Source organism: Pseudomonas sp. JC1203 (assembly GCF_056175065.1).
This window is the reverse complement of sequence record NZ_JBWCAM010000006.1, coordinates 231,150-252,807: the sequence shown is the minus strand read 5'-3', so window position 1 is coordinate 252,807 and position 21,658 is coordinate 231,150. Positions and strand designations below refer to the sequence as shown.

The window sequence follows — 21,658 nt, the reverse complement described above, 5'->3', positions numbered from 1 at the left end:
AGGGCCCGAGTGTACTCAGCGGCAGCGTTTCCCGGTAATGTCGGTGTATTTCCAGTCATTGCGAGGCTGTCCCCATGTTGTATGACGCGCGTGGCAACCGCTACGTTGTGAGCACCCCTGAAAACCTGCGCAGCCTGGGCATCGCCGTGCCTGCCGATGCCGCCCGTGCCGCTGCCGAGCGCGAGCAGTGGGCGCAGGCCGCCATCGGCGCCCTGTGTGACTGGCCCGCAGGCACGCGGCCCGCTGGCGCCAAGGGCCACCGCAGCGATGGCCTGCTGGTGGGGCCGTTCCAGGCGCAGGCGCCGTTCGACCTGTTGATCGTCAACACCGACGGTAGCCTGGCCGAGCGCAGTGGCAACGGCTTGACCATTTTTTCCCAGGCGCTGCGCGATGGTGGCCAGGTTGACGGCGAGCAGGCGTTCACCCTCAACGTGCACCATGACAAAACCGATGCGCTGTCGCCAGTACCGGTCAGCGCAGAGCCGGCCGACGTCGACGGCGTGCAGGGCTTCTGGCTGGATCTCGGCGCGCCGGCGTTCGGGCCCGGCGCCGTGGGCGCCGAGCAGGTGCAGCCGGCGGCGTTCAACCAGCAGCAGGTGTGCCGCGTGCCGGGCCTTGCGGCCATCGACCAGCGCTGGCAGCGCAGCGTGTTCGTGCGTATCGGCAACCCGCACTGCGTGACCTGGCTGGACGGCCCCGATGCCTTGCCGAGCATGGCCCAGCTGCGTAGCCACGAATTGGATGCCGCCTTGACCGAAATCGCCTATTCGCGCAGCGGTGGCCAGGGCAAGGGCCTGCCGTGCCCGGCCGGCATCAACCTGCAATGGGCCGCCTGGCGCGGGCCGCAACACCTGGAGGCGCGGGTGTTCGAGCGCGGCGAGGGCGCTACCGAATCGTCCGGCACCAGCGCCACTGCCGTGGCCTGCGCGGCCTGGCACGTGGGGCTGGTGCAGGCCGGCCAAGTGAAGGTGCAGATGCCCGGCGGCACCGCACCGTTGAAACTGCAGGCGCAGCAGGGCGAATTGGTGGCGGTGCAACTGTTCGGCACTGCCAGCCTTCAGCCATAATCGGCGTATTGCCCTGTAAGGATTTTCTCCATGACCAATGGATGGCTGCGCCCTTGTGTGCTGTCGCTGAGCCTTCTGGCCAGCGCGGTCCAGGCCCAGGTGTACACCGGCACCCTGGGCTCCATGCCCGTTGTGGTCGACCTCGACCTGAGCAACCCCGAGCAGGTCAGCGGGCGCTATTTCTACGAGAAATACCACCGCGACCTGGCCCTGTCCGGCACCCTGGCCGACGCCCAGCTGACCCTGAGCGAAGGCCTGGACGACAACAGCGACACGCCGCGCCCGCAGCTGCAGTTGCGCCACCGCAGCGACGACGGCTGGGAAGGCGAGTGGCAGAAGGTGGGTGGCAAGGCTCTGAAAGTGCAGCTCAAGCCCGCGCAGATCCCTGACACTGCGGCCGGCGCCGACCCGTTCTGGACACAGTTGCGCGACAACGCGCCCTACGATTACCTGCGCCTGCTGCAACTGCCGCTGGTGAACGGCAAGCACGACAGTTTCATGGGCTACCCGCTGCAGTGGCGCGGCGAGCCCAACTCGAAGATCCAGCTGTTCGAAGTGGAATCCGGCTACCCCGAGCCGCAATTGACCCGGGTCAACCAGGCCTTGCGTGCGCGGTTGCTGAGCGAGGTGGTCAGCTACCACGAGTGCATGCTGGGCAGCACCCGTTTTGGCGAGGGCGAGTACGACCAGACCGTGACGCCCACCTTCCTGTCGCCAGCGGTGGTCAGTGTCAGTGTCTACACCAGCTACTACTGTGGCGGCGCGCACCCGGACTTCGGCGATGCGCCGATCAACTTCGACGTCAACCACGGCAAGCCGTTGTCGCTGGAGGATGTGTTGTGGGTGGGGGAGGGCCCGGCGTTCCATTACGACGACCGCGAAGGCGCGCAGCAATCGGAAGAAGCTGACGTGGATTTCGACAAATTCTCCAGCTACCGGGAGAAATTCCTGGCGCCATGGCTGGTGGAACAGTTCAAGCAGCTGTACCCCAACGAGATGAAAAAGCCTGCGGATGAAAACGACTGTGACTACAGCGACCCGCAGGTGTGGAACTTCCCCACCTGGCACTTCACCGCCAAGGGCATCGCCTTCGGCCCAAGTTTTGCGCGGGTGGCGCGAATGTGCGAAGGCACCGAGTGGTCGGTGCTGCCGTATGGGGTGGTGGCGCAGCATCCGGGTGGGGTGAAGCTGGCGTTGCCGGCGAACTGACACCGGCGGCTACAGGGTTATAGCGAAAACCGCCCCAGCATTCCGTCGAGCTCCACCGCCAGGCGCCCCAGTTCCTGGCTGGCGGTGCTGGTCTGCGCCGCGCCGCTGGCGGTCTGCATCGACAGGTCGCGAATGCGCACCAAATTGCGGTCAACCTCCCGGGCCACTTGCGCCTGCTGTTCGGCTGCGGTGGCAATCACCTGGTTGCGCTCGTCAATACCGGCCACCGACCTTGAGATACTGCCCAGCACGTCCTTGGCCACCTGCGCCCGCTCGCGCGTGCGGCCGGCCTGGGCGGCGCTTTCCGCCAATGCCTGCACCGTCTGGCCAGTGCCTTGGTGAATGCCCGCCATCATCTGCTCGATTTCCCGCGTCGACGCGCCGGTGCGATGCGCCAGGCCGCGCACCTCATCGGCCACCACGGCAAAGCCGCGGCCCGCCTCACCCGCTCGCGCAGCTTCGATGGCGGCATTCAGCGCCAGCAGGTTGGTCTGGTCGGCGACGTTGCGGATCACCTCCAGCACCTTGCTGATGCCCTGGGTTTCGGTGGCCAGCGCCTGGGCGCGCAGGCTGGCCTGCTCCACCTGGTCGGCCAGGGCACCGATGTCGGCCATGGTCTCGTCCAGCTGCTGCTGGCCTTCGCGCACGGCGGTGCTGGAGCTGCGTGACTCGGTGGAGGTTTCCACCGCGTTGCCGGCCACTTCCTCTACCGCCTGGCTCATCTGCGTCACGGCGGTGGCGGCCTGCTCGATCTCGCTGTATTGCTGCTGCAGGCCCTGGGCGCTGTCGTGCATGATGGCGCCCATCTCCTGGGTGGCCGAATTGAGCCGGCCCACGGCGCCACCAATCTGCTGGATAACCCCGTGCAGCTGGTCGCGCATGTGCCCCAGGGCCTGCAGCAGTTGCGCCACTTCATCCTGGCCATGGGCAACCACCGGCTGGCTGAGGTCACCGTTGGCCACGGTGGTGGCCACCTGCAAGGCCTGGCGCAGCGGCCGGGTGATGCTCACGCTCAGGCGCCAGGCCTGCAGCAGCATCAATGCCAGCGCCACGGCGATGGCGATGGGCAGTATCAGTTGCACCTTGCCGAAGGTGCTGGCGGTGTTGTCCAGGGCCTGGGCGCTGGTCTGCTTGTTCAGTTCGCGCAGCAACTGCACCTGCATGTCCATCAGCGCGCCCTGGTTGGCCAGGCCGTTGTTGGACAGGTTGGTGGCTTCGCTCAGCTGCTTCTGTTCCACCAGGTCAATGGCCTGCTTGAACAGGCTTACAAACTGTTGGGAAGCATCCTGCAGCAGTTTGATCGAGTCACGCTCGGTGCCTTCCGGTACCTTCGCCAAATACTGGGCGAAACCCTGCTCCACCTCGGCGCTGAGCTGCTGCAGGTTGATCTTGCGGTTCACCAGCTCCGCCGGGTCGTTGGCATACACCAGCAGCAGGGCGGCCTCGGTGCGCATCTTGCCCAGGTCAATGGCGATGGCATCGGCCTGGGCGATGCTTGAAAGCGGCCCCTGCTCAATCAACTCACCCTGGTGGCGAATGTGCTGCATCGCCGCCAGGCACAGCCCGCCAAGCCCGGCCAGCAGCAGGGCACACAGGCCGAAGCTGGCCAGCAGGCGCTTGCCGATGCTCATGCGGCGCAGCAGGGCAGGGCGGTGGGAGGGCTTGCGGCGCAGGGAAAAACGAAGGTTCACGGCGGCTGACTCAATTGAAAACGACGCCAGCGTTTGTAACAGTCGCGCATGATGGCTTTATGACACTTCGCTGTTTCGGCGAAATAAATTTGTCATCCAGGCCATGCTTCCCACGGTGAGCCGTCATAATGCCGCCCACATATTGCCCAGCGGACTACGTTGCGCGGTAAATCGACTTACACTGTTAACTATCTCCCCACGGCCCTATCCAATGAACACTCCAAGCGCTGCACCCCTGACCGACGCCCAATGGGACTTTATCGAGTCGATGCTTGAGCAACACAAAAGCGAAACTTCCGTCTGGAACACCTCGGAGCTGGACGGCTACCTGACCGCGCTGGTGTCCGGCCCGGTGGTGATTCCGTTTGAAGAGTGGTTCGAGGCGCTGTGGGGCGGCGTCGAATTCCTGCCCAAATGGGAAAGCGATCAGCAGTCCGACCGCTTCATCAGCCTGGTCGTACAGCACATGAACGAAATCGCCGGCAAGCTGATCGAAAACGCCGAAGAGTTCTCGCCCATCTTCATGGAAGACGAGCACGAAGACGGCCACTTCACCCTCAGCGTCGAAGACTGGTGCTTCGGCTACGAGCGCGGCGTGGTCATGGGCGACGGTTGGCCAGGCCTGCCGGAAGAGGAGCAGGAGCTGCTGGCCGGCATCCTTATCCACACCTACGACGACGAAACCGAAGAGGAAGAAATCGACCCGGAAGAAGCCGCCGACATGGTCTGCATTGGCGCGCTGACCTTGCACGCCTACTGGCTGGCGCAGCGCAAGCCGAGCGAGCCGGTGCGGGTGGGCGAGAAGGTTGGGCGTAACGACCTGTGCCCGTGCGGGAGCGGGAAGAAGTTCAAGCAGTGCTGTTTGCACTAAGGTCGGTTTCCGTCGCCCTGTAGCCGCTGCCGAAGGCTGCGCTGGCCCTGAGCCTCACCGGATATGTCCAGTGTGATCAGGGCCACGGCAACGCCTGCATTAGCCTCACTTCCCCGCCACAATCCTCTTCACCACCGCGTCATGCCCCTTCTGGTCATCCGCCCGCGAAATCACCTGCACGATTGACATGCTGGTGCCAGACCCGGCAATGAAGGTGCTCGACAGCGTGCGGCCGCCGCCCTGGGTGGCGGTGCTGTCGATTTCACGCACGCCCAGGCCCTTGATGGTGAATTCCTTCTCGCCAGTCTTCTTGAAGTCCGGCAGGCCGGCGCTTTGCTGCTTGACGAAGTCCTGCACGGCCGCGTCCAGGAACTCCGGGTCATAGTCGCCCACGCTGGCCTGTTGCGGGGTGGGGCCTTCACTGGCCATCACTACGCGCTTTTCCTTTTCGCTCTGGTACAGCGTGCCGCTGGCGCCAGTGGTGCCGTCCTTTTCGTCACCCGCCTCCATGCTGTTGGCCACGAAGCCGGCCGGCAGGGTGAAGCTGAACTTGCCCTTGAGCGTCGACACCTTTGGCCCGGCGGGCGTCGGCTTTTTCGCAGGCGTGGTGTGCTTGGCGTGGGTGTGGGTCTGCGCCATGGCCGGTGCGGCCAGCGCCAGGGCCGCGGCGATCAGCGCGGCGTGGGAAAGCGTGCGAAACATCGGTTACTCCTGAACAGCCGCACCACCTGGGGGCGGGGCACGGCGCGGGGAAGCAAGGGTGCTGCAAGCTCAGGTCGCGCGCAAGTGCAGCGCGTCAGGGGCAGAGTTTTTCCTTGGCGCAGTCGGCGGCCTTGCGCACGGCCGCGCACCAGTCGTTGTCATTCTGTTGGCTGGCCGGCATGGCGGCGCACTTGGCGCGGGCGTCCTGCACCTTGGCAGGGTCCAGCTGCTGGTCGGCGGTGAGCAGGGTGCGGTAGTCCACCTTGGGGGCGTTTGGGTCGGGCGAGCAGGCGCAAAGGGCGAAAAGGGCAGAGCAAAGGGCAAGTGACAGCGTTGTTCTTTTCACGAGACAGCCTCCCTGATTCAACAGTCCAGGCAGTCAGTGTAGCCCCCTGCCTGGTGCCGTTGTCACAATTGCGCACGCCCATGTTGACAGCCCGCGTGAAATCCGTAGAATGCCGCCCCACAGCAGGCACGTAGCTCAGTTGGTTAGAGCACCACCTTGACATGGTGGGGGTCGTTGGTTCGAGTCCAATCGCGCCTACCAAACAAAATCCGCTCTGCTGGGCGGTGAGAAAAGGGCGATCCGAAAGGGTCGCCCTTTTTTGTTGCCTGCCGTTTCACCCTGATACCCTTGAATGCGCCCCCTTTGCCCTACAGGACACCCGCCATGGCCTACACCATCAGCAACGACCCCCTGACCCCAGAGCAGTTCGACTTCATCCAGGCTCAGCTGGACGCGTTCGCGTTCGAGTCCGGCGTGCGTACGGTGTCGGAAATGGACGGCTACCTGACCGCCGTCATGTCCTACAAGAGCGACATTCCGTTCGACGCCTGGTACCTGTCGTTCTGGGGCGGCGGCGACCTGCCGAAGTGGAAAAGCGAAGACACTTACCAGCGCTTCTTCGATGCGCTGATCCAGCACCTGAACCAGATTTCGATGCTGCTGGTCGAGCAGCCCGCCGACTACCACCCCATCTTCAACCAGGTTGAAGACGGCGAAGGCCTGGACGTGCTGGACTGGTGCGTGGGCTACCTGCGTGGCGCCACCACCCTGGTCAGCGGCTGGAGCCAGATGCCCGAGGCGCCCACCGCCGCCCTGAACTTCATCTTCAGCCAGCTGGACGCCGACAAGCAGGCCGCCACCCCGGCCGCCGACCTGCCCGACGCCCTGGCCAATGCCGCCCGCGAACTGCACGCCTACTGGGCCGAGCAGCGCACCGGCGACGAGCCGATCGACCTGCAGACCGTGCGCCACGAAGCGAAAGTGGGCCGCAACGACCCGTGCCCGTGCGGCAGCGGCAAGAAGTACAAGCAGTGCTGCGGCCGTTGATGGCGGCGTTTACAGGCGCCATGGCGAAAAGCTTACACGCGCTGCCAGCAATGTCCTCTATTGCGCTGCCGGGTAGCTGGGTAATCTAGCTACACAGGTGATGCGCAGGACGCGCTCAGTCACGGAAGACAGGCCAGCACGGAACGCGCTCCGACAGGATGTTGGAAGGCCACAAAGAACCCGCTTCGGCGGGTTTTTTATTGCCTTTGAAATGGACGTTTGGCGGCTGTGACGCGGCCTGCGGCCGCTGCTACGGGATTGTGTTTGGTGGTCCTATGGCGAAAGGCTTACACGTTGGCGCAGCGATCTCCTCTTTCGCCGGGGCCAGTGCATCGATATTCTGGATCCAACAACTGAAGCCAAGGAAGCGCTTCAGCGCCAAGGATGGTTGGCCATTGAAAGGACGCAGCCCGACAGGGAGGTTGGAATGGCCAGGACACTAGACCCGCTTCGGCGGGTTTTTTGTTGCCTGAATTTCGGCAGCGGCGGCGTCCAGGTTGTAGAACTCCTGCAACTTGGCCTGCCACAGGCGCTTGTCCGGCAGTTGCGTCTGGTATTCCGCGATCAACGCCGGCGACAGTGACCGGTTCAATGCGTACTCCACCACTTCGTCATCACTGCTGGCGCATAGCAGCACGCCGATGGCCGGGTTCTCGTGGGGCTTGCGAACATCGCGGTCCAGAGCTTCCAGGTAGAACTCCAGCTTGCCCAGGTACTCCGGCTCGAACCGGCCTACCTTGAGTTCCAGCGCCACCAGGCAGTTGAGGCCGCGGTGGAAGAACAGCAGGTCAAGCGCGAAATCGCGGTGGCCTACCTGCAACGGGTACTGGGAACCGACGAAGCAGAAGTCGCGGCCCAGTTCAGCCAGGAAGTCCTTGAGCCTGTGGATGAGACCTGCGTGCAGTTCGGCTTCGCCGTGCTGCTTGGGTAGCCCCAGGAATTCCACCATATAGGCGTCACGAAACACGTCGAGGGCGTTGGGGTGGGTGGTGGCGATGGAAGGGGTGGATTTGGCGGGCTCAAGGACAGTGCGTTCGAACAGGGCGGTTTTGAATTGGCGTTCAAGCTCGCGCTTGGACCATTGCTCCCTGATGGCCATACGCAAGTAAAACTCACGCTCTTCGGGCCGCTTGCACTGGCCGAGAATGATCAGGTTGTGGCTCCACGGTAATTGTCGCACCAGCGGTGCGACTAATTCGTCCTGGTGGTAGGTTTTGTAAAACTGGCGCATGCGGAACAGGCTCGCCCGTGTGAACCCTCGAAGGCCAGGCTGATGCCTCGCCAGGTAAGCCGCCAAATCCGCTACCACACCTTCGCCCCACTCGGCGCTTTCCAACTTCTTGCTGATATACCCACCCACCTGCCAATACAGCTCAATCAACTGTGTATTCACCGCCTGCGCCGCCCGTTGCCGCGCCCCTGAAATCAACAGGGCAACCTCGGTAAAGCTTGTCTGCAGGCCAGGGTCGTTTGATGGTTTGGTCATGATCAGTCGCTGCTCTATACCCAGGAAAGACCAGCAACAATAGGGGTACGGGAAAAGCGAGTCGATCTACCGGGCAGCGTCCCCACAGCGTTGCGAAATGCAAGGTCTAGCAACCCACCGATCGAGCGAACCGCTCTAGCATGGCCTTCTCGGCGACGCCCACGAATCCTCATTCGCAGTTGTAGGATCCTTCCTTCAGCTGCACCAGAAAGGGAAACCAGCGATCTCGGCCGCGCCCTTCACCAAGGTCGGAGGTGGGTTACACCAGCAATAGCCAAAGGCTTACAAAACGCCGCAGCGATCTCCTCTATTGCCAGCTCGGATCCAAGCTTAATCTAGCTACACAGGTGATGCGCAGGACGCGCTCAGTCACGGAAGACAGGCCAGCACGGATGCGCTCCGACAGGACGTTGGAAGGCCACAAAAGAACCCGCTTCGGCGGGTTTTTTATTGCCTGTGCAAAACCTTGGTTACACCGCCCATGGCGAAAGGCTTACACGCGGTGCCAGCAATCTCCTCTATTGCTGGCTCGGATCCAAGCTTAATCTAGCTACACAGGTGATGCGCAGGACGCGCTCAGTCACGGAAGACAGGCCAGCACGGAACGCGCTCCGACAGGATGTTGGAAGGCCACAAAAGAACCCGCTTCGGCGGGTTTTTTATTGCCTGCAAAACGCCCCCCGTAGCAGCTGCCGCCAGGCGGCGTCCTGCTATGGCGGGGAATGCCTGGGAATGCGCGGCGTGTTCGGACGCGGCCTTGGGGCCGCTGCTACAGGTGCAGCGTGCGATTGCTGTAGCCGCTGCCGCGAGGCTGCGCTGGCCCCGGCGTGCACTGAAGATTCTCAGCGTGGAGAAGGGCCAGGGCAGCCTGCGGCAGCGGCTACAGAGACGGCTGCAATTATCTCCGCCAAGACAGTTGCTGCTACGGGCGCTGTATCAGCGGATGCTGCCCGGCGGCGTAGCCGGTACCTGCTGCCACGGCACGTTGCAGGTGCGCACGTTCGGGTAATACGCCTGGCTCGACCGGCAGTAATACCAATCCGAGTTCGCCTGGGCCGGTGGCGGCGGCGGGGCAGACGTCTGCACCGGAGCGGCCTGGTACACGGGCGCCGCCTGGTAAACCGGTGCGGCCTGGTAGACCGGCGCAGGCGCGTAATAGCCGTAGGGCGGGTAGTAATAGCTGGGGGGCGCGTAGTAATAGGTAGTACGTGGGTAATAGTAGGAGTTGCCCACTACCGCGGCCGTATAGCCCAGCCCCAGCCCCAGCCCCAAGCCCCACCAGCCGCTGCTGCCCCAACCGCCACCGCGCCAGCCACCGCCGCCGCCATGCCAACCGCCACCCCCACCATGCCAACCACCACCACCGCCATGCGGGCCGGCAAAAGCCGGGGCCGACAGCCCGGTTGCAGCAGCGAGTACGCCAATAAGCACACTGCGTTTAATCCGATCGATGTTCATGATGCCTGCCAGATGAAAAGTCCTACGGCGGTTTTTCGCGTGGGCGGTTGAGCTTCGCTCCCGTGGGGGGAATGGGCGTTCGTGTCCAGGCAATCCGGTCGCCGCGGGGGCCGGAAAACACCCGTACATCCCACTTGATGATAGATCAAGTCCGATGCGCAAGCCGGTCAGGCGCCCAGTGGCACAAGCATTCCAGGCGCCCCAGCCCCCACCACGCCAGCAAGGGCTTGCTTGAACAGTAATCCTTTTCAGCTGTACGGAACATGAATGCGTGTATCACCTGGCCTACGCGTCAGGGCAGGGTTTATGGCGCCCAAACCCATTATTGGGAAAGGTCCTACGCAGGAACCGGAAACAGCTGGTTTTTACACCTGAACGATTGGTTTCTGATTGGAAAACCATCCAGGTGAATGAACCGACAACAACAAGGACCGCCCATGCCCCGCGACACCCTCAGCCCCACCTTGCCCATCCAGGCGCGCCCAGTGCTCTGCCTGCTGCTGGCCGTGGCCGCGCTCAGCTTCATCGCCGGCCTGCTGCTGTCCCATGGCCTGGTGCTGGAAGCCAACTGGCCCACGTACAGCGACATCGTCAACAACCTCGACCAACCCGGCGCCTGGCTGCGCTGGGGCATCGGCGACATCAGCGAGTTCGCCTTCTACAAACACGAATTCGCCGCCATCGGCCTGCTGGCCGGGGCCGGCCTGGCCTGGTGGGCCAACAGCACCGGCAAGCGCTGGCAGGGCTTCGCCATCGCCTACGGCAGCGGGCTGTGGCCATGGCTGGTAACCAGCTCGCTGCTGAGCCTGGTGCTGAGCAACCTGCTGTGGGGCTGGACCCTGGACGCCGACACCTGGCAGCCCACCTTCGTCGCCTTCGTCTCGGTACCCGCCGCCCTGGTACTCATGCATGGCCCCGGCTGGCGCATCACCCTCACTGGCGCCGTGTTCGGCGCGCTGCTGGTCACCCCGGCCAGCCTGGCGCTGGTCAACTACGTGTGCGTGCCGTGGAAAATTCCTGCCGTGGTGGGGGCCGTGTCCGGCATGGCGCTGGCCAGTATCGTCGCCTGCCTGCTGTGCAAATGGTTCCCCGCCCTGGTCAAGCCAGGCGCCGCAAACGCCAGCCCACCACCGCCCACGCCGGCGCACACACGCGGGCAGAAGTACGGCCTGGTATGGGGCCTGCGCCGCGTGCTCGCCGACTTCTCCGAAATGCCCTTCTTCGGCAATGAACTGGCCAGCCTCGGCCTGCTGGGCGGCGTGCTGCTGGCCTGGTGGCTCAACCCCGCCAGCCCCGTCTACGGCACCGGCCTGCTGCTGCCGATCATCATCGGCCAGGCACTGAGCTCGGCCATTGGCATCTACCTGTGGCGCGGGCATTGGATGGCCAAGGGCTGGTACCCCACCTACATCCCCATCGTCTCGGTGGTGCCCGCCGCCGTGCTAACCCATGGCGGCAGCGCGCTGGTGGTGGCGCTGAGTGCCGTGCTCGGTGCCCTTGTGGCGGCGCCATTGGCAGACGGCATGGCGCAGAAGCTGCCCCGGTGGGTGCACCCCCATGTGGCGAATGTCGTGGCCATGGCCATCAGCACGCTGTTGATTGTGCCGTTTATAGGGTTGTTGATTGTGGCGAGTGCTTGTACGCAGGGGTATTTGTGAGCGCCTACCGGCACAATCATCCTGCTGATTTGCCCATAAAAAAAGGCTGCCTGATGGCAGCCCTTTTATTCGAAGTAGCAGGGAGACTTAGTCCCAGCTCAACGCCCCACCAGTCTGATACTCAATAACCCGCGTCTCAAAGAAGTTCTTCTCCTTCTTCAAGTCCATAATCTCGCTCATCCAAGGGAATGGGTTAGTAGTCCCCGGATACTCTTCCTTCAACCCAATCTGCGACAGACGACGGTTGGCAATAAACTTCAGATAATCTTCCATCATCGCCGCGTTCATGCCCAGCACGCCGCGAGGCATGGTGTCACGCGCGTATTCGATTTCCAGCTGGGTGCCCTGCAGAATCATCTGCGAAGCTTCTTCCTTCAGCTCGGCGTCCCACAGGTGCGGGTTTTCGATCTTGATCTGGTTGATTACGTCGATACCGAAGTTCAGGTGCATCGACTCGTCGCGCAGGATGTACTGGAACTGCTCGGCGACGCCGGTCATCTTGTTGCGGCGGCCCATGGACAGGATCTGGGTGAAGCCGCAGTAGAAGAAGATGCCTTCCAGTACGCAGTAGTAGGCGATCAGGTTGCGCAGCAGTTCCTTGTCGGTCTCTGGGGTGCCGGTGTTGAATTCCGGGTCAGAGATGGCGCGGGTGTACTTCAGGCCCCAGGCTGCCTTTTTGGCGACCGATGGGATCTCGTGGTACATGTTGAAGATTTCGCCTTCGTCCATGCCCAGCGATTCGATGCAGTACTGGTAGGCGTGGGTGTGGATCGCCTCTTCGAAGGCCTGGCGCAGGATGTACTGGCGGCACTCCGGGTTGGTGATCAGGCGGTACACGGCCAGTGCCAGGTTGTTGGCAACCAGGGAGTCGGCGGTGCTGAAGAAGCCCAGGTTGCGCATGACGATGCGGCGCTCGTCGTCGGTCAGGCCTTCCGGGTTACGCCAGGTGGCGATGTCGGCGGTCATGTTGACTTCTTGCGGCATCCAGTGGTTTGCGCAGCCGTCGAGGTACTTCTGCCAGGCCCAGTCGTACTTGAACGGTACGAGTTGGTTGAGGTCGGCGCGGCAGTTGATCATGCGCTTTTCGTCAACGGCGACGCGGGCGGCGGAACCTTCCAGCTCGGCCAGGCCTTCGGCGACGTCGAGCTTGTCGAGGGCGGCCTTGGCGCGGGCTACGGCGGCGGAGTCGTTGGCGGTGACGGCGCGGGCTTCCTGGGCAGCACCGGCACCGGCGCTGTCGAGTTTGTCCATGGCTGCTTCAGCGGCGTGGCCGGCGTTGGCGCCTTTGGCGGGTTGTTCGCCGTCTTCTTTGTCGAATTCGTCCCAGCTCAGCATGGTGATGAAGGCTCCTGCTTGGGTCTGCCCGCGGGCGACCGGATGGATTTTAAGATGAGGTTGCCATTGGCCGTTTAGCGCACGAAGGCTGGACGGACGGCATTTCTAAATTGTTCGGATTGCCCGGCCGCTACGTTTCGTGGCGACCGCTGCGCATGATCGGAATCAGCAGTGACGCTTGCGGTGAACGGCGGGGTTGAGGCCGAAGTCAGGTACGCAAGTCGTCATGGTTTTTGCCCTGTGTTGGGGGACGCGATTATACGGAATATTGCAGCGTCCGTGTTCATCGTGGCGCAATCAATTCGCTATTTTGGATAGGGCGTCATGGAGCCCTTTGTTTGCAAACGGGTTTTGCCTGAGTAGGCGGGTGAATCGCGTATGTGGTGTTGCTGTGCGTTTGCAGGCACTAAATATAGTGTTTTGGGGGCGGAATCGCAAGGCGGATTTCGGGGTGTTTCCGGGGTGTGTGGCTGTGTGTCGCGGTTGGGTTCGAGGTGGGTGCTGGCGGGGGCCAGGTGAAGAGGGGGGGCGTGACGCGGCCTTGCGGCCGCTGCTACGGGGTATGAAATAGCGGGCACAAAAAAGCCAACCCGAAGGTTGGCCTTTTCGTGTTGCTAGCTAAACCTTATTGGCAAGCTTCGCAATCCGGCTCGTCAATGGCGCAAGCCTTTGGCACGGGTGCTGGGCCAGCGGCCTGCACGGGTGCGCTGTCGCCACCGCTCGACACGGCGTTCAGCTTGCCGGTGTTGATGGTCGACTTCTCGGTGCTGGTCGCGGCCAGGGCACGGAGGTAGTAGGTGGTTTTCAGGCCACGGTACCAGGCCATGCGGTAGGTCACGTCCAGCTTCTTGCCCGAGGCGCCGGCGATGTACAGGTTCAGCGACTGAGCCTGGTCGATCCACTTCTGGCGACGGCTGGCAGCGTCGACGATCCACTTGGTTTCCACTTCGAAGGCGGTCGCGTAGAGGTCTTTCAGCTCTTGCGGGATGCGCTCGATCTGTTGCACGGAACCGTCGTAGTACTTCAGGTCGTTGATCATGACCGAGTCCCACAGGCCGCGGGCTTTCAGGTCGCGAACCAGGTACGGGTTGATCACGGTGAATTCGCCCGACAGGTTCGATTTCACGTACAGGTTCTGGTAGGTCGGTTCGATCGACTGCGACACGCCAGTGATGTTGGCGATGGTGGCGGTCGGTGCGATGGCCATGATGTTCGAGTTACGAATGCCTTTCTGCACGCGGGCACGGACCGGGGCCCAGTCCAGCGATTCGTTCAGGTCGACGTCGATGTACTTCTGGCCACGGGCTTCGATCAGGATCTGTTGCGAGTCCAGTGGCAGGATGCCCTTGGACCACAGCGAACCCTGGAAGGTCTCGTAGGCGCCGCGCTCGTCGGCCAGGTCGCAGGAAGCCTGGATGGCGAAGTAGCTGACCGCTTCCATGGACTTGTCGGCGAACTCGACGGCTGCATCGGAACCGTACGGGATGTGCTGCAGGTACAGCGCGTCCTGGAAGCCCATGATGCCCAGGCCGACTGGACGGTGCTTGAAGTTGGAGTTCTTCGCCTGTGGCACCGAGTAGTAGTTGATGTCGATAACGTTATCGAGCATGCGCACTGCGGTGTTGACGGTACGTTCCAGCTTGGCGGTGTCCAGCTTGCCGTCGACGATGTGGTTCGGCAGGTTGATCGAGCCCAGGTTGCAGACCGCGATCTCGTCCTTGTTGGTGTTCAGGGTGATCTCGGTGCACAGGTTCGAGCTGTGGACCACGCCCACGTGCTGCTGCGGCGAACGCAGGTTGCATGGGTCCTTGAAGGTCAACCATGGGTGGCCGGTTTCGAACAGCATCGACAGCATTTTGCGCCACAGGTCTTTGGCCTGGATGGTCTTGAACACCTTGATCTTGTTGTACTCGGTCAGGGCTTCGTAGTACTCGTAGCGCTCTTCGAAGGCCTTGCCGGTCAGGTCGTGCAGGTCTGGCACTTCGTTCGGCGAGAACAGGGTCCACTTGCCGTCATCGAAGACACGCTTCATGAACAGGTCAGGGATCCAGTTGGCGGTGTTCATGTCGTGGGTACGACGACGGTCATCACCGGTGTTCTTGCGCAGTTCGATGAACTCTTCGATGTCCAGGTGCCAGGTTTCCAGGTAGGCACAGACAGCGCCCTTGCGCTTGCCACCCTGGTTCACGGCCACGGCGGTGTCGTTCACCACTTTCAGGAACGGCACCACGCCTTGCGACTTGCCGTTGGTGCCCTTGATGTACGAACCCAGCGCACGGACCGGCGTCCAGTCGTTGCCCAGGCCGCCAGCGAATTTGGACAGCATGGCGTTGTCGTGGATGGCGTGGTAGATGCCCGACAGGTCATCCGGCACGGTGGTCAGGTAGCAGCTGGACAGCTGCGGACGCAGGGTACCGGCGTTGAACAGGGTCGGGGTCGAGGCCATGTAGTCGAAGGACGACAGCAGGTTGTAGAACTCGATCGCACGGTCTTCGCGTTGCTTCTCTTCGATGGCCAGGCCCATGGCCACGCGCATGAAGAAGATCTGCGGCAGTTCGAAGCGCACGCCATCCTTGTGAATGAAGTAGCGGTCGTACAGGGTTTGCAGGCCCAGGTAGGTGAACTGCTGGTCGCGCTCGTGGTTGATGGCGTTGCCCAGTTTCACCAGGTCGAATTCAGCCAGCACCGGGTTCAGCAGTTCGAACTGGATACCCTTGGCCACGTAGGCCGGCAGGGCCTTGGCGTACAGGTCGGCCATTTCGTGGTGGGTGGCGCTCTCGGCCACTTCCAGGAAGCCCAGGCCTTCGGCGCGCAGGGTGTCCATCAGCAGGCGGGCGGTGACGAACGAGTAGTTCGGCTCGCGCTCCACCAGGGTACGGGCGGTCATTACCAGGGCGGTGTTGACGTCTTTCAGCGCCACGCCGTCGTACAGGTTCTTCAGGGTTTCGCGCTGGATCAGGTCGCCGTCGACTTCGGCCAGGCCTTCGCACGCTTCGGTGATGATGGTGTTCAGGCGGCCCATGTCCAGCGGCGCCAGGTTGCCGTCGGCCAGGGTGATGCGGATGCTTGGGTGGGCATCGACCGGGGCTTCGGCGGTGGTGCGCACGGCGCGTTCTTTCGAGCGGGCGTCACGGTAGATGACGTAGTCGCGGGCCACTTTCTGCTCGCCGGCACGCATCAGGGCCAGTTCTACCTGGTCCTGGATTTCTTCGATGTGGATGGTGCCGCCCGAAGGCATGCGACGCTTGAAGGTTGCGGTGACCTGCTCGGTCAGGCGCGCCACGGTGTCGTGGATGCGCGACGAGGCGGCGGCGGTGCCGCCTTCAACTGCGAGGAAAGCCTTGGTGATGGCGACGGTGATCTTGTCGTCGGTGTAGGCGACGACGGTGCCGTTGCGCTTGATCACGCGAAGCTGGCCTGGCGCGGTGGCGTTCAGGTCCAGGTTGGACTCTGTAGCCTGGGGCGCCTTGCCCGCTGGGTTCTCGCGAGTTGTGTCGGTCTGCATCGGTTTCTCCATGAGGAAAAGTCTTGACTCGCAAACGGAAAAATCCAGCAGTCGACCCTGGGTCGTGCTGGATCCGTTCGGGAGCGTTAAAGAGCAAAAATATGGGGCGTTAGAAAAAAAATTTTTGGCAAAAACGGCTTGAGGTTAGCGTAATAAATGTGGTTGGCAAGGACCTCAAAAACCCAACATGTAGTGGTTTGCCGAGCAATCCATACAAGATAAGGCCCCTCCACCAACTTTGCAATACGATGGCGCTGTGGATAAGTTGTGGGTAATTTGTGGGAGAAACCCCGTAACCCGCGTAGGCCGCGTCCCACGCCGCCGAGACCATTTGTCCGGCTTTTTTTGGTGGCGAAAATGCCTCCCGGTTTTTTGCGGGCGCGCACCCTAACACAAAAAAACACAGCCACCGACACGTTTTTGGCATGCTGTTGTTTCAAGCGCCCGACGGCTTCCCGTGGCGCCCCTGCAGGCGCTACCGGAGTGACGATGAACCACGATTGGGCCCACGGCCCGTATGCCGCTTTCCTACAGGGCCTGTTGCCCGTGGACGACCCGCGCCCAGCGCAGCCACTGCACCACGCCTTGCAGGCCGGCGAGCTGGATGCGGCACTTTTACGCATCTATGGGCAGCCGCTGTTCGATGAGCAGAAGCCGGTGTTGGTTTCCCAGTGGTCGAAGTATTTTTTCATGCACTGGTGGCCCGCCATTCTGGTGACCCAGTTGGTGCATGGCTGGTACCTGCCGCTGCAGTTGGACCAGTTGGGGCTGGTGCTGAACGAGCGTGGCTTGCCGCTGGCGGTGAAGCTGCTGGAGGAGGGCGAGCCTGGTGAGGTGGATGAATCACTGGAGCCGGTGGTACAGGCCAGCCTGCGGCCGTTCATCGAGCGCCTGAGCGCGTATGGCGAAGTGCCGACGGCGGTGTTGTGGGGCAACGCTGGGGATTACCTGGAGCAGGCCACGGTGCGCCTGCAGGCGCTGGGCGTGGCGGTGGGGCCGGCGTTGGCGCTGCTGCATTCGCGCAAGTCGGCGGATGGGCGCAGCAACCCTTTATATGAGCCGGTGCGCTATTTGCCGGATGGCAAGCGGCAACGGCGCAGCTGCTGCCTGGCGTACAAGGTGGACTGGGTGGGGCACTGCGAGCATTGCCCGTTGTTGACGGCGTAGGGCGTCAGGCCTGGATTGCGATCAGGCTCAGCAGATGATCGTTCTCCAGCGCGAACTGCCCCTCTATCTCCCGCCCATGGCACCACTGTTCGGAGAGGTCCGTCAGCAGCCGCATGCGCACCTTGCCTGCAACGTCCCATTCCACCACCTCGGCATGCTCGAAATAGAAACGCTGGCCGACGATGGGGTACAGCGCCTTGAACAGGCTTTCCTTTATGGAGAAGGTCAACGTCACGGCCAGCGACACCTCGGCCGGGTCCATGCGCACAAGCTCGGCGGGGGTGAGGATTTCCCCGGCCAGGCGCGTGGCGCGCTCATCGCCCAGCAGGGTTTCCATGTCCAGCCCCAGGCCTTGCCAATCGCCGCTGCGGGCGACGATGGCGCCGGCCCAGCCGGTGCCGTGGGTAATGGAGCCGCTGATGCCGGCAGGCCAGATGGGCGCGCGGTCGTCGCCGATGGCAGGAACGTGCTCAAGGCCGGCGAGGTGCTGCAACGCACTGCGCGCGCACAGGCGGCCTGCCAGGAATTCGGCCTGGCGCTTGGCTACCGAGCGCTGGATGTTGGCGGGCGGCTGGATGCCGGCGCGCGCGAAATCATCGGCGGCCAGGGCCTTGGGGTCGAAGCGGTTACTGGCCAGCACCACGCCGGGCAGGGCAAAGGGCAGGGGCCAGTGGGCGTGGGGGGCGGTGCAGCAGGCGATGGGCGAATTCATTGGCGTAGTTTGCCATAAATGCTCATGGCGCATGTTTGGGGTGGGGCGGGACGCGGCCTGCGGCCGCTGCTACAGGCCGCGCCCGGGTCAACCAAACACCTTCTTCAGGAACGCCTGCATGTCCGCCCACGATTTTTCGTCGGCTTCCTTGTTATAGCCAATGTCCGGGCCGCCATGGTCGCCGTGGGCGAGGCGGTCAGCGTCGGGGTTGGTGAAGCCATGCTTGGCCCCCGGCTGCACCACGAACTGGTAGTTGACGCCGGCGGTGGACATCTCGGTCTTGAAGTCGGCCACATCCTTGGCCGTGCTCATGCTGTCCAGTTCGCCGTGCTCCACCAGTATCGGGGTTTTCACGCTGCCCTTGGTGGCACGGGTCTTGGCGGCCAGGCCACCGTGGAAGCTGACCACGCCGGCCAGGGTGGCACCGTGGCGGGCGGCGTTGAGCACCACGGTGCCGCCGAAGCAGTAACCGATGGCGGCGATTTTCGCCGGGTTGGTTTGCGGCTGCTGTTTAAGCAGTTGCACGCCGGCGTCGAAGCGGGCGCTGGAGACCTGGGCGTTGGCCGAAGCCTCCTGCATGAACGCCATGGCGTCTTTCGGGTGTTCGGTGTTCTTGCCGTTGCCGTACATGTCGATGGCCAGGGCGCTGTAGCCCAGGGCGGCGAGGGCGCGGGCGCGGGCCTTGGCGTAGTCGTTGAGGCCCCACCATTCGTGCACCACCACCACGCCGGGGCGTGGGCCCTGGATGGCATCGTCGTAGGCAAAATAACCCACCAGCGGGGTGCCGTTGAGGTCCTTGTAGTGCAGTTCCTGGGTCTTGATTTCGGCCTGGGCCAGGGTGCTGGCCGCCAGCAGCAGGCACATCAGCAGTACACGCATGTTCGTGGCTCCTTGAATAAGCAGTCAGCTCAGCCTAGACCATGGCTGGTTCAGTAAGGGTTCAGCGCTGCCTGACTAAGCTTGTTACAGGTACACTCTTGGCGCCGGGGCTTGTTCGTGCAAGCGCCTGGTGCCGTCATTCGGATGAGGTAACACGGCGGCCCGCAAAGCAGGGCACCAACCGGGGAGCACTATGAAACTGCTGGTGGTAGAAGATGAGGCGCTGTTGCGGCACCACTTGTATACCCGCCTGACCGAGAGCGGTCATGTGGTGGAGGCCGTGGCCAATGCCGAGGAAGCCTTGTACCAGGCCTCGCAGTACAACCACGACCTGGCCGTGGTGGACCTGGGCCTGCCCGGCATGGGCGGCCTGGAGTTGATTCGCCGCCTGCGCGCCGACGGCAAGGCCTTCCCGGTGCTGATCCTCACTGCCCGCGGCAACTGGCAGGACAAGGTCGAGGGCCTGGCTACCGGCGCCGACGACTACGTGGTAAAACCCTTCCAGTTCGAAGAGCTGGAAGCGCGCCTGAACGCCCTGCTGCGCCGCTCCAGTGGTTTCATCCAGTCGACCATCGTCGCCGGCCCCCTGCTGCTGGACCTCAACCGCAAGCAGGCGAGCCTGGACGAGCAGCCCCTGGCCCTGACCGCCTACGAATACCGCATTCTTGAATACCTGATGCGTCACCACCAGCAGGTGGTGGCCAAGGACCGCCTGATGGAGCAGCTGTACCCGGACGACGACGAGCGCGACCCGAACGTCATAGAGGTGCTGGTGGGCCGCCTGCGCCGCAAGCTTGAAGGCGCCAACGGGTTCAAGCCCATCGAGACGGTGCGCGGGCTGGGCTATCTGTTCACCGAGCGGTGTAAATGATTCGATCGCTGCGCGTACGGTTGATGCTGGCTGCCTTTATCCTGGCGGTGCTGTTCATGCTCGGCCTGCTGCCCGCGTTGCAGAGCACCTTCAGCCTGGCGTTGCGCGAGTCCATCGAACAGCGCCTGGCGTCGGACGTCACCACCTTGATCTCCGCCGCGCGGGTAGAAAACGGCAAGTTGCAGATGCCCGACCTGCTGCCCGACGAACGCTTCAACCTGCCCGACAGCCGCCTGCTGGGCTACATCTACGATCGGCAGGGCAACCTGGTGTGGCGTTCACGCGCCACCACCGAGCAAAGTATCAACTACATGCCCCGCTATGACGGCCTGGGCGCGCAGTTCGCGCATATCCACGAGCACAACGGCGACGAGTATTTTGTCTACGACGTCGAGGTGAAGCTGCTGGGGGGCAAGAGCGCCGCCTACAGCATCGTCGCCCTGCAGCCGGTGAAAGAGTACAAGCAGATTCTGTCGGGGCTGCGGGAAAAACTCTCGCTGGGCTTCGGCGCCGCCTTGCTGGCGTTGCTGGTACTGCTATGGGGCGGCCTGACCTGGGGCTTGCGCGCGTTGCGGCGGTTGAGCTCGGAACTGGACGAGATCGAGTCCGGTGAGCGCGAGAGCCTCAGCGAGCGCCACCCCCGCGAGCTGCTGCGCCTGACCGGCTCGTTGAACCGCCTGCTCAGCAGCGAGCGCGAGCAGCGCGGGCGCTACCGCGATTCCCTGGGCGACCTGGCCCACAGCCTGAAAACCCCGCTGGCCGTGTTGCAGGGCGTGAGCGAAACCATCGCCCAGCGCCCGGAAAACATCGAGCAGGCGCGTATTCTGCAAAGCCAGATCGAACGCATGAGCCAACAGATCGGCTACCAGCTGCAGCGCGCCAGCCTGCGCAAGAGTGGCCTGGTGCGCCACCAGGTATTGCTCAAGCCGCTGCTGGACAGCCTGTGCAGCACGCTGGCCAAGGTGTACCGCGACAAGCGCGTGAGCGTGACCTTGCACCTGGCCGACTCTGCCCAGGTGCCAATGGAGGAGGGCGCTTTGCTGGAGATGCTCGGCAACCTGCTGGAGAACGCCTACCGCCTGTGCCTGGGCGAGGTGCGGGTGAGCCTGGCCGCTGGCGAGTTCGGCACCCAGCTGAGTATCGAGGACGACGGCCCGGGCGTGCCCGAGAGCCAGCGCGCGCGCATCCTGCAACGGGGTGAGCGGCTGGACCGGCAGAACCCGGGGCAGGGCATTGGCCTGGCGGTGGTGAAGGACATCATCGAAAGCTACGACGCGCAGTTGATTCTGGATGACTCGCCTTTGGGTGGGGCGGCGTTTCGGGTGCGCTTTAAACCGCTCTGAAGTGGGCTATACCTTTAGGTAGGTGGTGGCCCGTGACGCGGCCTTTGGCCGCTGCTACAGGTAAGGCGTAGCAGCTGCCGCCAGGCTGCGTCCAGCCGTTACGCGATATTGCGGCGGAAACCCGCCATGTGGCGGAAGTTGTCCGGGGGAAATGGCGGAAAGCCGCCATGCAGTTCCTCCAGTAGTGGCTAACATGATGGCACCCAACCCCCACAATCATTGAACATTCGCCTTGGCGCGCGACCTGGCACGCCCCTTGCGATACAACTGGCAAGGTCTGCCGCGCGCAGCTCGACAATAAATCCCTCCAGTACAGGAGGGTTCGTGCTTTAGGTGTCGTGTGCATCACAGGAATGGATGCCAGGCGATGC

The 21,658-nt window shown here is 63.2% G+C and carries 18 protein-coding genes and 1 tRNA gene; 9 read left to right on the top strand and 10 right to left on the bottom strand.

From position 1 onward, the window contains the following. The first annotated feature begins 74 nt into the window (after positions 1–74). Positions 75–1,067: a diaminopimelate epimerase gene (locus tag AC0SZ7_RS11950; RefSeq protein WP_475504581.1), complete on the top strand. Its 993-nt coding sequence runs from the start codon at positions 75–77 to the stop codon at positions 1,065–1,067. Between the two features lie 30 nt (positions 1,068–1,097). Beyond that, positions 1,098–2,276, top strand: coding sequence for a hypothetical protein (locus AC0SZ7_RS11945; RefSeq protein WP_475504580.1), 1,179 nt, complete (start codon positions 1,098–1,100; stop codon positions 2,274–2,276). A 17-nt stretch (positions 2,277–2,293) separates the two neighbouring features. Here AC0SZ7_RS11945 and AC0SZ7_RS11940 read toward each other — a convergent pair whose 3' ends face one another. After that, on the bottom strand, positions 2,294–3,907 hold the full coding sequence (locus AC0SZ7_RS11940; protein WP_475504627.1) for a methyl-accepting chemotaxis protein: 1,614 nt from the start codon (positions 3,905–3,907) through the stop codon (positions 2,294–2,296). A gap of 163 nt (positions 3,908–4,070) precedes the next feature. On the opposite strand from AC0SZ7_RS11940, the gene AC0SZ7_RS11935 reads away from it, so the two are divergent. After that, positions 4,071–4,838 carry a UPF0149 family protein gene (locus AC0SZ7_RS11935; protein WP_475504579.1) on the top strand — a complete coding sequence of 256 codons (768 nt, stop codon included), beginning with the start codon at positions 4,071–4,073 and terminating at the stop codon, positions 4,836–4,838. 105 nt (positions 4,839–4,943) lie between these two features. Here AC0SZ7_RS11935 and AC0SZ7_RS11930 read toward each other — a convergent pair whose 3' ends face one another. Further along, positions 4,944–5,540 carry a DcrB/PsbP domain-containing protein gene (locus tag AC0SZ7_RS11930; RefSeq protein ID WP_475504578.1) on the bottom strand — a complete coding sequence of 199 codons (597 nt, stop codon included), beginning with the start codon at positions 5,538–5,540 and terminating at the stop codon, positions 4,944–4,946. A gap of 94 nt (positions 5,541–5,634) precedes the next feature. Continuing rightward, positions 5,635–5,802: a hypothetical protein gene (locus AC0SZ7_RS11925; RefSeq protein ID WP_475504577.1), complete on the bottom strand. Its 168-nt coding sequence runs from the start codon at positions 5,800–5,802 to the stop codon at positions 5,635–5,637. 208 nt (positions 5,803–6,010) lie between these two features. Between AC0SZ7_RS11925 and AC0SZ7_RS11920 the strand changes: the two genes are divergently transcribed. After that, positions 6,011–6,087, top strand: a tRNA-Val gene (locus AC0SZ7_RS11920). 123 nt (positions 6,088–6,210) lie between these two features. Beyond that, positions 6,211–6,873, top strand: a complete 663-nt coding sequence (locus AC0SZ7_RS11915) for a UPF0149 family protein (RefSeq protein ID WP_475504576.1) — start codon at positions 6,211–6,213, stop codon at positions 6,871–6,873. Between the two features lie 439 nt (positions 6,874–7,312). On the opposite strand, the gene AC0SZ7_RS11910 is transcribed toward AC0SZ7_RS11915, so the two are convergent. Continuing rightward, positions 7,313–8,359: a PDDEXK nuclease domain-containing protein gene (locus AC0SZ7_RS11910; protein ID WP_475504575.1), complete on the bottom strand. Its 1,047-nt coding sequence runs from the start codon at positions 8,357–8,359 to the stop codon at positions 7,313–7,315. Positions 8,360–9,295: 936 nt separating this feature from the next. Continuing rightward, a complete protein-coding gene (locus tag AC0SZ7_RS11905; protein WP_475504574.1) occupies positions 9,296–9,817 on the bottom strand; it encodes a hypothetical protein in 522 nt (173 codons plus the stop codon). A 437-nt stretch (positions 9,818–10,254) separates the two neighbouring features. Between AC0SZ7_RS11905 and AC0SZ7_RS11900 the strand changes: the two genes are divergently transcribed. Next, positions 10,255–11,475 (top strand): hypothetical protein, encoded by a 1,221-nt coding sequence (locus AC0SZ7_RS11900; RefSeq protein ID WP_475504573.1) that lies wholly within the window; start codon positions 10,255–10,257, stop codon positions 11,473–11,475. An 87-nt stretch (positions 11,476–11,562) separates the two neighbouring features. Here AC0SZ7_RS11900 and AC0SZ7_RS11895 read toward each other — a convergent pair whose 3' ends face one another. The 3 genes from AC0SZ7_RS11895 to AC0SZ7_RS11885 form a co-directional block, all read right to left on the bottom strand. Continuing rightward, on the bottom strand, positions 11,563–12,810 hold the full coding sequence (locus tag AC0SZ7_RS11895; RefSeq protein WP_416426443.1) for a ribonucleotide-diphosphate reductase subunit beta: 1,248 nt from the start codon (positions 12,808–12,810) through the stop codon (positions 11,563–11,565). Between the two features lie 625 nt (positions 12,811–13,435). Next, on the bottom strand, positions 13,436–16,315 hold the full coding sequence (locus tag AC0SZ7_RS11890) for a ribonucleoside-diphosphate reductase subunit alpha (RefSeq protein ID WP_475504572.1): 2,880 nt from the start codon (positions 16,313–16,315) through the stop codon (positions 13,436–13,438). Positions 16,316–16,401: 86 nt separating this feature from the next. Continuing rightward, positions 16,402–16,755: a hypothetical protein gene (locus tag AC0SZ7_RS11885; protein WP_475504571.1), complete on the bottom strand. Its 354-nt coding sequence runs from the start codon at positions 16,753–16,755 to the stop codon at positions 16,402–16,404. Positions 16,756–16,804: 49 nt separating this feature from the next. On the opposite strand from AC0SZ7_RS11885, the gene fhuF reads away from it, so the two are divergent. Further along, the gene (gene fhuF / locus AC0SZ7_RS11880; protein WP_475504570.1) at positions 16,805–17,482 is read left to right on the top strand and encodes a siderophore-iron reductase FhuF; all 678 of its coding nucleotides are present in this window, start codon (positions 16,805–16,807) and stop codon (positions 17,480–17,482) included. 4 nt (positions 17,483–17,486) lie between these two features. Here fhuF and AC0SZ7_RS11875 read toward each other — a convergent pair whose 3' ends face one another. Then, the gene (locus tag AC0SZ7_RS11875) at positions 17,487–18,194 is read right to left on the bottom strand and encodes a 4'-phosphopantetheinyl transferase family protein (protein WP_475504569.1); all 708 of its coding nucleotides are present in this window, start codon (positions 18,192–18,194) and stop codon (positions 17,487–17,489) included. A gap of 87 nt (positions 18,195–18,281) precedes the next feature. After that, positions 18,282–19,073: a dienelactone hydrolase family protein gene (locus AC0SZ7_RS11870; RefSeq protein ID WP_475504568.1), complete on the bottom strand. Its 792-nt coding sequence runs from the start codon at positions 19,071–19,073 to the stop codon at positions 18,282–18,284. A 193-nt stretch (positions 19,074–19,266) separates the two neighbouring features. Between AC0SZ7_RS11870 and AC0SZ7_RS11865 the strand changes: the two genes are divergently transcribed. Then, positions 19,267–19,944: a response regulator gene (locus AC0SZ7_RS11865; protein ID WP_475504567.1), complete on the top strand. Its 678-nt coding sequence runs from the start codon at positions 19,267–19,269 to the stop codon at positions 19,942–19,944. Beyond that, complete coding sequence (locus AC0SZ7_RS11860) at positions 19,941–21,287, top strand: ATP-binding protein (protein WP_475504566.1); 1,347 nt, start codon at positions 19,941–19,943, stop codon at positions 21,285–21,287. Before AC0SZ7_RS11865 ends, AC0SZ7_RS11860 begins: the two co-directional genes overlap by 4 nt. The last annotated feature ends 371 nt before the right edge of the window (positions 21,288–21,658 follow it).

What these genes read in the sequence shown, in the direction of transcription:
- AC0SZ7_RS11875 (WP_475504569.1), bottom strand. Translation starts at nt 18,194, where the DNA reads ATGAATTCGCCCATCGCCTGCTGCACCGCCCCCCACGCCCACTGGCCC.
- AC0SZ7_RS11900 (WP_475504573.1), top strand. Translation starts at nt 10,255, where the DNA reads ATGCCCCGCGACACCCTCAGCCCCACCTTGCCCATCCAGGCGCGCCCA.
- AC0SZ7_RS11890 (WP_475504572.1), bottom strand. Translation starts at nt 16,315, where the DNA reads ATGCAGACCGACACAACTCGCGAGAACCCAGCGGGCAAGGCGCCCCAG.
- AC0SZ7_RS11895 (WP_416426443.1), bottom strand. Translation starts at nt 12,810, where the DNA reads ATGCTGAGCTGGGACGAATTCGACAAAGAAGACGGCGAACAACCCGCC.
- AC0SZ7_RS11865 (WP_475504567.1), top strand. Translation starts at nt 19,267, where the DNA reads ATGAAACTGCTGGTGGTAGAAGATGAGGCGCTGTTGCGGCACCACTTG.
- AC0SZ7_RS11870 (WP_475504568.1), bottom strand. Translation starts at nt 19,073, where the DNA reads ATGCGTGTACTGCTGATGTGCCTGCTGCTGGCGGCCAGCACCCTGGCC.
- AC0SZ7_RS11905 (WP_475504574.1), bottom strand. Translation starts at nt 9,817, where the DNA reads ATGAACATCGATCGGATTAAACGCAGTGTGCTTATTGGCGTACTCGCT.
- AC0SZ7_RS11945 (WP_475504580.1), top strand. Translation starts at nt 1,098, where the DNA reads ATGACCAATGGATGGCTGCGCCCTTGTGTGCTGTCGCTGAGCCTTCTG.
- AC0SZ7_RS11860 (WP_475504566.1), top strand. Translation starts at nt 19,941, where the DNA reads ATGATTCGATCGCTGCGCGTACGGTTGATGCTGGCTGCCTTTATCCTG.
- AC0SZ7_RS11930 (WP_475504578.1), bottom strand. Translation starts at nt 5,540, where the DNA reads ATGTTTCGCACGCTTTCCCACGCCGCGCTGATCGCCGCGGCCCTGGCG.
- AC0SZ7_RS11935 (WP_475504579.1), top strand. Translation starts at nt 4,071, where the DNA reads ATGCTTCCCACGGTGAGCCGTCATAATGCCGCCCACATATTGCCCAGC.
- fhuF (WP_475504570.1), top strand. Translation starts at nt 16,805, where the DNA reads ATGAACCACGATTGGGCCCACGGCCCGTATGCCGCTTTCCTACAGGGC.
- AC0SZ7_RS11950 (WP_475504581.1), top strand. Translation starts at nt 75, where the DNA reads ATGTTGTATGACGCGCGTGGCAACCGCTACGTTGTGAGCACCCCTGAA.
- AC0SZ7_RS11915 (WP_475504576.1), top strand. Translation starts at nt 6,211, where the DNA reads ATGGCCTACACCATCAGCAACGACCCCCTGACCCCAGAGCAGTTCGAC.
- AC0SZ7_RS11910 (WP_475504575.1), bottom strand. Translation starts at nt 8,359, where the DNA reads ATGACCAAACCATCAAACGACCCTGGCCTGCAGACAAGCTTTACCGAG.
- AC0SZ7_RS11940 (WP_475504627.1), bottom strand. Translation starts at nt 3,907, where the DNA reads ATGAGCATCGGCAAGCGCCTGCTGGCCAGCTTCGGCCTGTGTGCCCTG.